Genomic DNA, 15,107 nt, shown 5'->3' on the forward strand with positions numbered 1-15,107 from the left:
TTGGTAAAGCATAAAGTTTCTGAAAGCATGGGAGGAATTAATCGATGAATTATGGAAAGAAAGCACCAGCACTTTGGGATGCAATTAAGAGTGAAGAAAAAAGGCAAGAAGATACAATAGAGTTAATTGCATCAGAAAATATTGTTTCTGATGCTGTCAGAGAAGCACAAGGATCTGTGTTAACGAATAAATATGCAGAAGGATATCCGGGTAAAAGATATTACGGTGGTTGTCAATATATTGATCAAGTAGAACAATTGGCGATTGACTATGCTAAAAAATTATTTAATGCGGAATATGCAAATGTTCAACCACACTCTGGTTCACAAGCTAATATGACAGTTTATAATGCTTTATTAAAGCCAGGAGATACAATTTTGGGGATGGGAATGGATGCTGGTGGGCACCTTACTCATGGCTCAAAGGTTAATTTCTCAGGAAAGATTTTTAATTCTGTTAGTTATGACCTAAATCCAGAAACTGAAGAATTAGATTTTGAAAAAATTAGACAAATTGCCTTAGAAAATAAACCCAAATTAATTATTGCTGGGGCATCAGCATATAGTAGAATTATTGACTGGCAAAAATTCCGTGAAATTGCGGATGAAGTTGGTGCTTATTTAATGGTTGATATGGCTCATATTGCTGGGTTAGTTGCTACAGAGGCTCACCCAAGTCCAATTCCGGTTGCAGATGTAGTTACTACTACTACTCATAAAACTTTACGTGGACCACGGGGCGGGATGATTTTGTCTAACAATAAGAAATTAGGTAAAAAGATTGATTCTGCTCTTTTCCCAGGTACTCAGGGAGGACCGTTAGAGCATGTAATTGCTGCAAAGGCACAAGCTTTTTATGAAGATTTGCAGCCACAATTTTCTACATATATTGAGCAAGTGGTTAAAAATGCCCAAGCAATGGCAGACGAATTTAAAAAGAGTGAAAATATTCGCGTAGTATCAGGCGGAACTGATAATCACTTGATGATTATTGATATTACTAAAACCGGTGTAACAGGAAAAGATGCGCAGAACTTGCTTGACTCAGTAAATATTACAACTAACAAAGAATCAATTCCCGGTGATACTAGAAGTCCGTTTGTCACTAGTGGATTGAGAATTGGAACGCCAGCAATAACTAGTAGGGGTTTTAAAGAAGATGATGCAAGAGAAGTTGCAAGAATCATTATTAAAGTTTTAGATAGCCCTGAAGATAAAGATGTATTAACAAATGCCAAAAGTAGCGTTAAAAGCTTGGTGGAGAAGCATCAAATCAAATAAAAAAGAGAGCTAGTTTACTCAGAAAAGACGCAGTATTTGAATAAGTTAGCTCTTAGTAAGGTTGAAACAAATGATTGATGTAATTGATAATAAATATTTCTATCTACATAATAAAGAAGTTGCGTATTTATTTGATTTGTTACCTAATCAACAATTAGAGCACTTATATTATGGTGAAGATTTAGGTAAATTATCTAAGAACGATTTGGAATATATGTCGCTTCATCCAAATAAAGCTTCTGGAACAGTAAAATTTTCTAAAAAAATAAAAAATTTGACACTCGCTGATCGAATGCAGGAATTTCCAACGTATGGTACAAGCGATTTTCGTGAGGGCGCTGTAAGTATTGAAAATGAAGACGCTTATCTATATCCTGAGTTTAAATATGATCATTTTGAGATTACAACAGGTAAGAGGAGGAGCTTAGATTTTCCTACTTCATATGGAAATGATAGTGAAAATTTAATTGTCTACTTAATCGATACTGAGCATCAATTAGAATTGCAACTTTCATATAGTATTTTTGAAAACTTGTCAGCAATAGTGCGTAAGGCAGCAATTATTAATCATGGTCAGCAAGAGATTAAACTTACCAATTTGCAAAGTACAGTTCTTGATTTGCCGAATGATAGTTATGATTTTCTTCAATTATCTGGAGCTTGGACCAAGGAGCGGCATATTATCAGGCGCCCTCTTACACAAGGAATTACCAAAATTGAATCATTAAGAGGAGCATCAAGCCATCAAGAAAATCCTTTTATTGCACTTGTGGATAAGGATGTGACAAATGATAGTGGAAATATTTATGCAAGCAATTTGATCTATTCCGGTAATTTTATCAGTCAAGTAGAAGTTGATGAGTGGGGACAAAGTCGGTTGATGACTGGAATCAATCCAGCTACCTTTACTTGGAAATTAAGTCGGAATCAAGTATTTTCTACACCAGAAGCTGTTTTGTTTTATAGCAAGCATGGATTTAACGGTTTAATGAAACAGACACATAATTTTGTTACAAAGCACATCATTGATCAAAAATGGCAACGGCGAGATAGGCCAATTGTAATAAATAATTGGGAAGCTACTTATTTTGACTTTAATGAAGCTAAATTGTTAAAGCTTGCAAAAGAAGCTAATAAGCTAGGAATTGAGTGTTTTGTTCTTGATGATGGATGGTTTGGTAAACGAGATAGTGATAACAGTTCATTAGGAAATTGGACAGTAGATAAAAGAAAGTTTCCACAAGGATTGGATCATTTTAGTGCACAGGTGCATAAAATGGGGATGAAATTTGGATTATGGTTTGAACCAGAAATGGTTTCACCAGACACCGAACTCTATAATATGCATCCCGACTGGATCGTTAGACACCCCTATAATCGTTTTTCTGTTGGACGAAGCCAATATGTCCTAGATTTTGCTAATCCAGAAGTAGTCGATAATATTTATAGACAAATGGAAAAAGTAATTGAAACAGCCCAGGTTGACTATATTAAGTGGGATATGAATCGAAATATTACTGAAGCATATTCACCATATTTGAACAAGTCGGGTTATTCACAGGGAGAGTTTTTCCACAGATATATTCAAGGCGTTTACAAGTTATACGCAAAATTATTAACAAGTTTTCCCGATCTGTTAATTGAAGGTTGCGCTAGTGGTGGCGGTCGTTTTGATTTAGGAATTCTATATTATAGTCCACAAATTTGGCCAAGTGATGACAGTGATGCGGTAGAAAGACTAGATATTATGTCAGGCACCTTACTTGCTTACCCCTTATCTACGTTTAGTAATCATGTTTCTGCTGTTCCTAACGATCAAGTAAAAAGAATAACAAGTTTAAAATTTAGACAAAATGTTGCTTGCTTTGGTCCTTTAGGATATGAGCTAGACCTAGGTAAGTTATCAACAGAAGAAAAGAACCAAATTAAAAATTGGATTAGATGGTATAAAGAAAATCGTAAATTGTTAGTCAATGGAACTTTTGATCAACTACTAAAATTTGATTCCTCACAAAATACTTATGCTTGGAGTGTAAGTAACTCTAACAAACAAATTGTTGGATTTTATCGCAAACTCGCTCGACCTAATGAAACTTTAGATCAATATCTCCCTCTTAAACATTTAAATGATCATCAAAAATATCAGATTAATTCTGACCAAATGGTATCGGGTAGAGTTTTACAAAAATTTGGATTACGTGAACCATATCAATTTAATGCTTCAAATCCTGACACTGCGCAAATTAGTGGTGACTTTCAATCGTATCTATATCAAATAAAAACTATTGACAGAAAAATATAAGCCAATTACAATATAATTAAATTTTTTAAGGAGTGCTTAATTATGAATACACAAGCTAAGTTTATTAAGAATAATCGTTGGCAAGGCCAGTAAATCAGGTTGTTAGCAAGATACAACCTGAAAGATTCAGATTGTATCTGTGCTGGCTGTGTATTTATTGTGGTCTGCATGGAAGAAACATGCAGACCTTTTCTTTTACAATAAAAAATGATAGGGATCTGCATGGAGTCAGATTCCTATTTTTTGTGGAGAAAAATTATGAAAGGAATGTATGGATTAATTGCAATTTTAATAGCTTTTTTAGCAGCGGCTTTTTTCACTGAAAATCGTAAACAAGAAACAGAGAGAAAAGTACCGCAGGTCGGTGTTTTAACTTTAATGCATCACCCAGCTCTTGATGAAATATATCGTGGTTTTAAAGCTGAATTAAAAGCAGCAGGATATGTAGATGGGAAAAATATCAAGATTGATTATCAAAACGCAAATAATGATCAAAGCAATTTACGTACTATGGCTACTAAGTTAACTGATGAGCAGTCAAAAGTCCTTGTTGGGATCACTACGCCGGCTGCGCAAGCATTAGCAAATTCAACTAGTAAAACACCAATTGTTTTAGGAGCAGTAACAAATCCGAAAGCAAGTGGTTTGGTAAAAAATGAACGTCATCCAGAATCAAATGTAACTGGTGTATCCGATGCTGCTCCGATTAAGCAACAATTAGATTTAATTAAAGAATTTATGCCTAATCTGAAAACATTAGGGGTAATTTATACTTCAAGTGATTCTTCCGCAGTTAGTGGTTTTCATGAAATCGAGCAGGAATGTAAAAGAAGAAAAATAAATTTAAGGGTATTTTCAATAGCAAATAGCAATGATCTTAATCAAGTATCAGAGCAAATGTTTAGGCAGGTGGATGCGGCTATAGTACCTACGGATAACACAATTGCTGGAGCAATGGAAACCTTAGTTAAAAATGGCAATGCAGCTAAGAAACCTATTTTCCCAGCGGCCGCAACGATGGTAAAGCAAGGGGGCTTAGCAACTTACAGTGTTAATCAGTACAAGCTAGGACAAATGACTGGAAAAATGACGATTGCTATTTTAAAAGGTAAAAGGGTCAGCTCATTACCAGTAGAAAGAGTTCAAAAAGGAGAACCTGTGGTTAACTTAAAAGAAGCAAAAGAATTGAATCTCCAAGTGCCACCAAGATTTCTAAAAGAGTGTCAAAGAAATGGGGTTGTTTACAGATGAATTTGATCGTATCTGCAATTGGTCAAGGATTATTATGGGCATTATTAGGCTTAGGGTTATATTTAACTTTTAGAATCTTAAATTTCGCTGATATGACAGTCGAAGGAACTTTTCCCTTAGGAGCAGCTGTGGCTGTTGCTAATCTTGCTCATGGGATGTCACCATATTTGGCTACTTTTTTAGCTTTGCTTGCGGGAATGATCGCAGGATTAGTGACCGGTTTATTATATACAAAAGGAAAAATTCCAATTTTGCTTGCTGGTATTTTGACGATGACTGCAATTTATTCGATTAACTTAAGGATTATGGGCGGTTCTAATATTTCATTAATTGGTAAGAAAACCCTGCTTAATAATGAGTTTTTGAAGTCTCTACCTCAGTATTTTAATAGTGTGGTCTTAGGAGTAATAGTTGTAGTAATTATTACAGGAATTTTGGTTTTCTTTTTAAATACGGATTTTGGCCAGGCTTTTATTGCTACGGGAGATAATCCTAAAATGGCTAAGTCTTTAGGAATCTATACTGATTCAATGATAATTATTGGTTTAATGCTTTCAAATGGAATTGTTGCTTTATGTGGAGCATTAATTGCACAAAATAATGGCTATGCTGATATTAATATGGGGATTGGAACGATTGTCATTGCCTTAGCTTCAATTATTATTGGTGAAGTAGCTTTTGGCGAATTAACCTTAAATCAAAGATTAGTAGCAGTTACTCTAGGAAGTATTATTTATCGCTTAATTTTATTAGCAGTTTTACAACTAGGCTTTTCAGCTAATGATTTAAACTTAATTTCTTCAATTGTTTTGGCACTTTGCATGATGCTGCCACAATTAGAAAAAATTGCACATTTGAAAAAACCAATAGAGAGAGGAGTGAAGAAGCATGACTAAGCCAATTTTAGAACTAAAAGATGTAAAAACCACTGTAAAGACAGCTGATGGTGAAATAGTTCCTATTTTAAAAGGAATTGATTTAAAAATTAAAGCTGGGGATTTTATTACTATTATTGGAACGAATGGGGCAGGTAAATCTACACTGTTGAACACTATTGCGGGTAGTTTAAGACCGGATAGTGGTTTTCTTCTCCATAATGGACACGACATTACTAAAATGAGTGAGGAAAAACGGACGCAATTTATTGGACGCGTTTTTCAAGATCCTAAGCTGGGGACTGCTCCTAGAATGACAGTGGCGGAAAATCTTTTGTTAGCAACTAAGAGAGGTAAGAGAAGATTTTTGAAAATAAGAAAGTTAAAGCAAAACTTACCACGTTTTAAAAAATTGGCTGCAGTTATGAACAATGGACTAGAAAATCGCTTAAATACTTTCGTAGAAGGTTTATCAGGTGGTCAAAGACAGGCTCTAAGTTTCTTAATGGCTACGATTGAAAGGCCGGATATTTTGCTGTTAGACGAGCATACGGCGGCCCTAGACCCACATACAAGTGAAAATTTATTGGCTGTAACTGATCAGCAGATTAAGGAAAATAAATTAACTGCCTTAATGATTACGCATCACATGGAAGATGCTTTAAAGTATGGGAACCGTCTTTTAGTTTTAAAAGATGGGAAAGTTAAAGCCGATATTAGCGAACAAGAAAAGCAAAATTTAAAAGTAAGTGATCTATATAAATATTTTGAAGATTGAAATGAAAGCTAGAGCCAGTTGTCGGCTCTGCTTTTTTTAGTTAAAATAATTTTTAATTGTTTTAAGTGTGTATTTAATAATAAAAATGGGGAGAAGCTGTGAATAATAAAGGACATAAAATAAGTTTATTTTCAGCAATAATGCTAGCCCTTAATTCATTGATTGGATCGGGATGGCTTTTTGGATCGGGATCAGCAGCCAAAATTGCAGGTCCAGCAGCTATCTTGTCGTGGATAATTGGTGCAGTTATTATTATTGCAATTGCCCTAACTTATGTTGAACTCGGAGCGATGTTTCCTGAGAGTGGCGGAATGAGCAAATACGCTCAATATAGTCATGGTCCCATGCTTGGCTTTATTGCTGCTTGGGCAAATTGGATTTCTTTAGTAACTTTAGTACCAATGGAAGCAGTTGCTGCAGTTCAATATATGAGTTCATGGCCTTGGAAATGGGCAAATTGGACTCATCATTTTATGCAAGGTGGTAATATAACGACACCTGGATTATTAGTTGTGTTTGCGTTCATGATTATTTTTACTTTAATTAACTTTTGGTCAATTAAGATTATGACGCACTTTACTAACTTGATTTCTGTTTTCAAGGTTTTACTGCCTACAATTACAATTATCATGTTATTTGCATCTAGTTTTCACCCTGCTAATTTTGGCCATGATGTGAAAACTTTTATGCCTTATGGAAGTCGAGCAATTTTTGAAGCAGCTTCCGGAGCTGGGATTATTATGTCTTATGATGCTTTTCAGACGATTATTAATATTGGTGGAGAATTAAAGAATCCACGTAAAAATATTATTCGCGGAGTTTTGATATCGATGCTGGTAACTGCAGCTATTTATATCTTGCTTCAAATAGCCTTTATTGGCGCAGTAGATCCTGCGATAATTGCTAAAAACTCATGGCATGGAATTAACTTTGCTTCTCCATTTGCGGATATTGCAATTTTGTTAGGAATTAATTGGTTAGTTATCTTACTGTATATGGATGCCTTTGTTTCGCCATTCGGTACTGGAGTAGCTTTTGTAGCAACGGCTTCTAGAGCATTAGCTGCAATGACTCATACTAAACATTTACCAGCTTGGCTAGGTAGACTCAATCGACGCTACTTAGTACCTCGCTTTGCGATGGTTGCTGATTTAATCTTAGCGATGATCTTAGTTAGTGTCTTTAGAAATTGGAATTTACTAGCAACGGTAATCACTTGTGCAACTTTAATTGCTTATTTAACTGGTCCAGTAACTACGATTACTTTAAGAAAAATAGCACCTGACTTAGACCGCCCGTATAAGCCAGTATATATGCGATGGTTTGCTCCATTAACATTTGTACTAACTAGTTTGGCTATTTATTGGACAATGTGGCCAACAACAATTCAAGTTATTTTGGTAATCGTGTTAGGCATACCGATTTATTTCTATTATGAGGTTAAATATCAAAAAAGAAATTTTAAGTCACAGTTTAAACATGCTGCTTGGCTTTTAGGTTATTTAGTATTTATCTCGATTATGTCTTATTGCGGTAGTGATGGTTTTGGCGGTCAAAATTGGATTTCATATCCTTGGGATTTCTTGGTTATTAGTATTGCATCATTATTGTTCTATAAATTTGCAATCAACAGTGGTCTAGAAAAAATTGATGCTACTGCGATAAAAGTAAACGAAAAAATTAAGCTTGAAGAAGACTAGGATTTGAAGTCGTAACTATAAAATAGCTTGAATTATGGTTAGAAAGGTGCTATTCTTAACTAGTCGTGAAATAATCTATGATCTGAAATATTGGTCATGGCAAAGGAGTATTAAACAATGAGAAAAGGGATTCATCCAGATTACCAAGAAGTTGTTTTCATGGACTCAGCAACTGGTGCTAAGTTCGTAGCTGGTTCTACTTTAAAGCCAGAAGAAACAATTGAATTTGAAGGTAAGACTTACCCATTAGTTCGTGTTGAAATTTCTTCAGATTCTCACCCATTCTACACTGGCAAGCAAAAGTTTGCACAAGCAGATGGTCGTATCGAAAAATTCAACAAGAAGTACGGTATTTCTTCAAAGAACTAATAATTCTTGGTATTTTTTACCAAAAGAGCAGCCCACTTTGGACTGCTTTTTTTTCATGATTAACGTGGTATAATTCTTATTGATATGCAGGTGACCTTTTTCTGATAAGTGTAAATCAGTATAATATGGTTACATGCAATTTTAGGTAGGAGTAATTTATTTATTATGAAAATGCAACTTGCTGAGATCGCCAAAGCATTAAATAGTTCAGTTAATATGGGAGAAGATAAGGTCATCACTTCTGTTGTTTTTGACTCAAGAAAAGCAACACCCAATTCTTTATTTATCCCATTAGCCGGTGTAAGGGATGGACATGATTTTGTATCGAATGCAATGGCAAATGGAGCAGAAGCAACTTTGTGGAAAAAAGGTCATGAAGGTAAGCCAACTGATGTGCCAGTTATTGAGGTTGAGGATCCATTAACAGCACTTCAATCTTTAGCTAAATATTACTTAGGTAAAGTTAATCCAACCGTTGTTGGAATTACTGGTTCTAACGGTAAGACTACAACCAAGGACATGGTTGCAGCTGTTTTAGCTAAAAGATTTAACGTTCATAAGACACAAGCCAACTTTAATAATGAAATTGGTGTTCCTGTAACCATTTTAGAGATGAAGCCATCTACTGAGATTCTAGTGCTTGAGATGGGAATGGATCGTCCAGGACAATTACATCATTTAAGTGAATTAGTAAGACCCGATGTTTGCGTGATTACCATGATTGGCGAAGCTCACATTGAATTCTTTGGTACTAGGGATAAAATTGCTGATGCTAAGATGGAAATTACCGATTTCTTAAAAGAAGACGGTAAGTTTATTTATAATGGCGATGAACCATTGTTAGAGGAACGTGCAGCTAAGATTAAGCAAGACAAGAGTACTTTTGGATTTAGAGAAGAAGATACTGTTTTTGCAACTACTTTTAGGTCTTACATGCACCATGCTACTTTTGAAGTAAATGATTCAGAGCAGCAATTCAAAATTCCAATGATTGGTAAGCATAATGTATCAAATGCTCTTGCGGCAATTAGTGTAGGACGTCACTTTGGCGAAAATGATGAACAAATTGCTCAAGCCTTAGCTAACTTTACCCCAACTGCAAATAGAATGCAGTGGAAGAAGGGAGACGTAGGCGAAGCAATTATGGACGATGTTTACAACTCAAATCCAACTGCGGTTAAGGCTGTTACTACTTCATTTGGTCAGGTGATGGTTAAAGATGGCGGACGTAGAATTGCAGTCTTAGGCGACATGTTAGAGCTTGGGGATGAATCTGCTGAGCTCCATGCTTCACTTGCTAATGCGTTAGATCCAGCAATTATTAACGAATTATATTTGTATGGCCCAGAAATGAAGAATTTATATGATGCACTTGTTGATAAGTATCCAGCAGCCAACTTGCATTATTATCCACAAGATGAAATGAATCATATGATTGATGACTTAAAGAATGATATTAAGCCAGATGATATTGTTATGCTAAAAGGATCACATGGAATGCATTTAGAAAAGGTTTTAGACCGCCTAATGTAGGAAGGAATTAGATATTTGAAATTTTCTGAAATGAACTTGAAACCTGAAATTTTAAAAGCTATTAAACGTTCAGGTTTTGAAGAAGCTACTCCAATTCAAGAAAAGACTATTCCCTTAGTTTTAGAGGGAAAAGATGTAATTGGTCAGGCACAAACTGGTACTGGTAAAACTGCTGCTTTCGGTTTGCCAATTTTACAGAATTTAGATAAACAACACGACTCGATTCAAGCCATTGTTATTGAGCCAACGCGTGAGCTCGCTATTCAAACCCAAGAAGAATTATTCCGTTTGGGTAGGGATGAAAAGGCTCGTGTCCAAGTTGTTTATGGCGGGGCAGATATTCGTCGTCAAATTCGTGCTTTAAAGCAAACCCCAGCAATTTTAGTAGGAACACCAGGACGATTATTAGATCACTTGAAACGTGGAACAATCGATATTTCTAAGGTGAAAACAATTGTTTTAGATGAAGCAGATGAAATGCTTGATATGGGATTTATTCAAGATATTGAAAGCATCTTGAATTATGCTTCAAGTAAACATCAAACTTTGCTTTTCTCAGCAACCATGCCTAAGCCAATTCTACGAATTGGTGAGAAATTTATGCATGATCCCGAAATTGTAAAAATTAAGGGAAAAGAATTAACTGCCAATTTAATTGATCAGTATTTTGTAAGAGCAAAAGAAAACGAAAAATTTGATATTTTATGTCGTTTGATTGATGTCCAAAATCCTGACTTGGCTGTTATTTTCGGTAGAACCAAAAGACGTGTCGATGAATTAACACGTGGTTTACAAGCTCGCGGCTATAACGCTGCTGGAATTCATGGTGATCTTTCTCAAGCTAAGCGCATGAGCGTGTTAAAGAGATTCCGTAAAGGTAAGCTTGATATTTTAGTAGCAACTGACGTGGCTGCCCGAGGATTAGATATTTCTGGTGTAAGTCACGTTTATAACTATGATATTCCACAAGATCCAGATTCTTACGTTCACCGTATTGGTAGAACTGGACGTGCTGGTCAAAACGGAATGTCAGTAACTTTTGTTACACCAAATGAAATTGGCTACATGCGTACTATTGAACAATTAACGCATAAAAAGATGATGCCGCTAAAACCGCCAACAGATGAAGAAGCATTTAAGGGACAATTGAGTGCAGCAAATAAGAAGGTAACAGAATTATTAGATGGTGATCTTTCTAAATATACTGCAGAAGCATCACAACTACTTGATGATTATTCTGCTGTGGATTTGGTAGCTGCCTTGTTAAAGAATTTATCTAAAGATGCTGAAAGCGTAAAGGTAAAAATTACACCTGAAAAGCCATTGCCATTTAAGTCAAAGCATGGTAACAATAATCACCATTTTAAACGTAACTTCAAGCGTGGTGGCGATCGTAATGAAAGATATCATCGTAAGCCAAATGCCCGTCGTGTTGGTAGAAAACATGACTTTGTAATTAAGAAAAAAGACTAGTTTTTAATTGGGAGCTGTAGTTGCTACAGCTCTTTTTTGTAATATAATGTATCAATGTGTGAGGTAAAAATAATGATTAGAGGCTTTGGAATTGACTCTGTTGAAGTTGAACGCATGAAAAAAATTGTTGAAAAAGGCGATAAATTCGCTAAAAGAGTGTTAACTCCAAAGGAATTTGCACAATATCAACAATTAAAAGGAAAGCGAAAAGTTGAATATCTTGGTGGACGTTTTTCATTAAAAGAGTCTTTTTCTAAGGCATTAGGGACAGGTCTAGGTAAGTATGTTGGCTTTCAAGATATTGAAACCTTATGGGATGATTTAGGACATCCAGTAATGACGTCGACTAAGTTTTCTGGAAATATTTTTGCCAGTATCACGCATGATGATCATGAGATTATAACAGGTGTAGTTTTGGAGGAATTAAATTAATGGTTCCAGGTATTCATCGCCCAGCTGTAGTAAAGGTTAATTTGGGCGCAATTAAGAGAAATATTGAAAATGAAATGCAGCATCTTGAGCCAGGCCAAAAGATGCTTGCTGTTGTAAAAGCTAACGGTTATGGCCATGGCGCAGTAGAAGTAGCTAAAGTAGCAGATCAGGTTGGAGCTGCTGGATTCTGCGTGGCAATTTTAGATGAGGCGTTAGAATTAAGGCGTGCAGATATTACTAAAACGATCTTAGTCTTAGGTGTTGTTTCTCCTGAATATGCTCCTATTGCTGCAGCCAATGATATTTCACTGACTGTTCCAAATCTAGAATGGCTTAAAGAAGCAGAAAAATATTTAGAAAATTCAGACTTACAATTGAAAATTCATTTAGGTATTGATTCAGGAATGGGTCGAATCGGATTTAATGAAGATAAGGACTTTATTGCTGCTAACAAATTTTTGAAAAATAATGATAATTTTTACATTGAAGGAATGTTTGCTCATTTTGCTTCTGCTGATAGCAGCGATGAAACTTACTTTAAACATCAATGTGAAAAATTTAACCATATGAAGAGTTTGCTTACAGTAAAGCCAAAGTGGATTCACGTTGATAATACTGCAGCAAGTATTTTTCATGATGGAATTAAGAGTGATTTAGTTAGATTTGGAATTGGTATTTATGGCTTAAATCCTTCTTCTAATCCTAATTCACCTGATTTGAAGTCAAAAATTGCCTTAGATCCAGCTTTATCATTTGAGAGTGAATTAACACATGTGAAGACAATTCATCAAGGCGATGGGGTTGGATATGGTTCGACATTTGTTGCCAATAAGGATACGATTATTGGAACAGTGCCAGTTGGTTACGCAGATGGTTTTATCAGAAAATTCCAAGGTTTTAAAGTTAAGGTAGGTAATGCATATTGCCCAATTGTTGGCCGTATTTGTATGGACCAGTTCATGGTTGAAATGCCAAAAGAAATGCCGATTGGAACTAAAGTAGTAATTATTTCTAATAATCCTGATGATCCAAATAATATTAAAGCAGCAGCTGATTATGTTGATACAATCCATTATGAGGTTGCTTGCTTATTGAACGATCGTTTACCGCGTGTTTATTACGAAGATTAAATTAAAAAGAGCTCGTTTAGCCAAATTGAAATGGCTAAGCGAGCTTTTTTATTGATTAAAATTTAATCTTTTAATTCCCCAGGTTGTTCTGCGCTACGAATTGTTAGTCCAGATTGAAGATCTTCAATTTCGGGAACTACAAAACCTTTCTTTTCTAGGCGATTTACAATTGCAGTCATAGTTTCGCGAGAGACACCGATTGGCAAAGTAAATAAATTACGACGAACTAGTTCGCCAGTTTTAACATCTAAAGTTAGACAGCCTGCGATATTACTGTACTTAGAAATGATTTTTGCCATTTTAACTAAGTTACCACGATCATTGTCAGAAAGAATAGTTAAAACATAAGAACCATTCTTAATGTTCCAAGCATCGGAAAGCATGTCTAGTAAACGAGCGTGAGTTAAAATTCCATAGAAGTGGTTTTCTTCATCCAATACAGCGATGTATGGGAGGTCTTTAATATTAAAGAATACACGGAAGAAAGGTGAATTTACCTTAATAGTTTTAGTAGCATTCTTAAGCAAGTAAGTTACAGGTAGATTCATGTCGCCACCTTGGGACTTATGACGGTAGATATGCATCTTATAAATATTTCCGCGGAAAATAGTTCCTGTATCATCTAAAATAGGAACACAACGGAAACCGGAGTCTTCTAAGATTTTTAATGCTTCGGCAAGAGTAGCTTTTTCGTTGACTGTAGTTAAGTAATCTTTTTTATAAACAAGAGATTTAATTAGCATGATTAGCCTCCATACATCTGAAATTTACAAGCCATTATACCATAGTTTTATATAAAAATTAAAGTCTGATTAAACAACTTTAATTTGAAGAAGAAAAAAGCATTCACGATAAGTGAATGCTCTTCCGTAGAAAAAGTCTTAATTATTGACGAACTTTTACGCCAGTTTCTTTGAAGGCTTTGTCCATAACTTCTTTCAATTGTTTTGCAGAAGCTTCCATCTTAGCTTGTTCGTCAGCGCTTAATGGCATTTCAATAACTTGCTCTAAACCGTGACGACCAACAACTGCTGGAGTACCAATGTGAAGATCGTGTAAACCGTATTCACCGTCCATAGGTACTGAAAGTGGAAGAACTCTGTGTTCGTTGTTCAAGATAGCTTTAGTAATAAATGCTAATGCAGTACCGATACCGTAGAAAGTAGCACCCTTCTTGTTAATGATATCGTAAGCCATGTCAGCAACTTCTTTGTGGATTGCTTCAAGCTTGTTTTCACCAACTTCTGGGTGAGCCTTTACCCAGTCGCTAACTTTTACGCCACCAACATTGTTGTAGCTCCATACTGGGAATTCGGTATCACCGTGTTCACCAAGCATGTATGCATTAACTGAACGAGGATCAACGTGTTCCATTTCACCGATAACTTTTTGAAGACGACCAGTATCAAGTGAAGTACCTGAACCGATAACACGATCCTTAGGGAAACCTGACATTCTCCAAGTTGCGTGAGTTAAAATATCAACTGGGTTAGCAGCAACTAAGAAAATACCATTGAATCCAGATTCAACGATTGGTTCAACAATTGAAGATAAAATCTTTAAGTTCTTGTTAACAAGGTCAAGACGAGTTTCACCTGGCTTTTGTGGAGCACCAGCAGAAATAACTACTAAGTCAGCGTCTTTTGCGTCTGAATATTCTGCAGAGTAAATAGTCTTTGGTGCAATCCAAGGAGTTGCGTCTGCTAAGTCAATAGCATCACCTTGAGTTCTTTCTTTAACGATATCAACGATACCTAATTCTTGGGCGATACCTTGTTGAACTAATGAAAATGCGTAAGTAGAACCTACAGCACCGTCACCAACAAGAATAATCTTATGAATTTTTTCTTCTGACATTTGCTAATACTTCCTTCCATATTAGTGATTTATTTAACAATAAGATTATATCATATTGAAATTTAAAAATTAAAAATATAACTTTAAAGATGTAGTTTATTATTTGTAAGTAAGCCTGTGCTATAAT

The 15,107-nt window shown here is 35.5% G+C and carries 13 protein-coding genes; 11 read left to right on the plus strand and 2 right to left on the minus strand.

What is annotated here, in order from left to right; all coding sequences use genetic code 11:
- Positions 1–44 precede the first annotated feature (44 nt).
- The 11 genes from glyA to alr all read left to right on the plus strand — a co-directional run bounded on the left by glyA (position 45) and on the right by alr (position 13,123).
- Positions 45–1,280 carry a serine hydroxymethyltransferase gene (glyA, locus tag F3I00_RS01385; protein ID WP_020807239.1) on the plus strand — a complete coding sequence of 412 codons (1,236 nt, stop codon included), beginning with the start codon at positions 45–47 and terminating at the stop codon, positions 1,278–1,280.
- 70 nt (positions 1,281–1,350) lie between these two features.
- Positions 1,351–3,582, plus strand: a complete 2,232-nt coding sequence (locus tag F3I00_RS01390) for an alpha-galactosidase (RefSeq protein WP_020807238.1) — start codon at positions 1,351–1,353, stop codon at positions 3,580–3,582.
- A 258-nt stretch (positions 3,583–3,840) separates the two neighbouring features.
- Positions 3,841–4,833, plus strand: coding sequence for a tryptophan ABC transporter substrate-binding protein (trpX, locus tag F3I00_RS01395; RefSeq protein WP_159310962.1), 993 nt, complete (start codon positions 3,841–3,843; stop codon positions 4,831–4,833).
- Entirely contained in the window at positions 4,830–5,729 is a 900-nt protein-coding gene (locus F3I00_RS01400) for an ABC transporter permease (RefSeq protein ID WP_020807236.1), read from the plus strand. The genes trpX and F3I00_RS01400 overlap by 4 nt, the downstream gene beginning before the upstream one ends.
- Entirely contained in the window at positions 5,722–6,486 is a 765-nt protein-coding gene (locus F3I00_RS01405; protein WP_020807235.1) for an ABC transporter ATP-binding protein, read from the plus strand. Before F3I00_RS01400 ends, F3I00_RS01405 begins: the two co-directional genes overlap by 8 nt.
- 140 nt (positions 6,487–6,626) lie before the next feature.
- A complete protein-coding gene (locus F3I00_RS01410; RefSeq protein WP_051904654.1) occupies positions 6,627–8,186 on the plus strand; it encodes an APC family permease in 1,560 nt (519 codons plus the stop codon).
- A gap of 117 nt (positions 8,187–8,303) precedes the next feature.
- Entirely contained in the window at positions 8,304–8,555 is a 252-nt protein-coding gene (locus F3I00_RS01415) for a type B 50S ribosomal protein L31 (RefSeq protein WP_003647850.1), read from the plus strand.
- 165 nt (positions 8,556–8,720) lie between these two features.
- Positions 8,721–10,088, plus strand: a complete 1,368-nt coding sequence (gene murF / locus F3I00_RS01420; protein ID WP_020807233.1) for a UDP-N-acetylmuramoyl-tripeptide--D-alanyl-D-alanine ligase — start codon at positions 8,721–8,723, stop codon at positions 10,086–10,088.
- Positions 10,089–10,103: 15 nt separating this feature from the next.
- Complete coding sequence (locus F3I00_RS01425; RefSeq protein WP_020807232.1) at positions 10,104–11,561, plus strand: DEAD/DEAH box helicase; 1,458 nt, start codon at positions 10,104–10,106, stop codon at positions 11,559–11,561.
- Between the two features lie 72 nt (positions 11,562–11,633).
- A complete protein-coding gene (acpS, locus tag F3I00_RS01430) occupies positions 11,634–11,993 on the plus strand; it encodes a holo-ACP synthase (protein ID WP_020807231.1) in 360 nt (119 codons plus the stop codon).
- On the plus strand, positions 11,993–13,123 hold the full coding sequence (alr, locus tag F3I00_RS01435) for an alanine racemase (RefSeq protein ID WP_020807230.1): 1,131 nt from the start codon (positions 11,993–11,995) through the stop codon (positions 13,121–13,123). Before acpS ends, alr begins: the two co-directional genes overlap by 1 nt.
- A gap of 62 nt (positions 13,124–13,185) precedes the next feature.
- On the opposite strand, the gene cbpA is transcribed toward alr, so the two are convergent.
- Together cbpA and F3I00_RS01445 are read right to left on the minus strand one after the other, a co-directional pair.
- Positions 13,186–13,866: a cyclic di-AMP binding protein CbpA gene (cbpA, locus tag F3I00_RS01440; RefSeq protein WP_003647846.1), complete on the minus strand. Its 681-nt coding sequence runs from the start codon at positions 13,864–13,866 to the stop codon at positions 13,186–13,188.
- A gap of 142 nt (positions 13,867–14,008) precedes the next feature.
- Positions 14,009–14,980 carry an L-lactate dehydrogenase gene (locus F3I00_RS01445; protein WP_003649482.1) on the minus strand — a complete coding sequence of 324 codons (972 nt, stop codon included), beginning with the start codon at positions 14,978–14,980 and terminating at the stop codon, positions 14,009–14,011.
- Positions 14,981–15,107 lie beyond the last annotated feature (127 nt).

Source organism: Lactobacillus sp. JM1 (assembly GCF_009834385.1).
Lineage (GTDB): Bacteria > Bacillota > Bacilli > Lactobacillales > Lactobacillaceae > Lactobacillus > Lactobacillus paragasseri.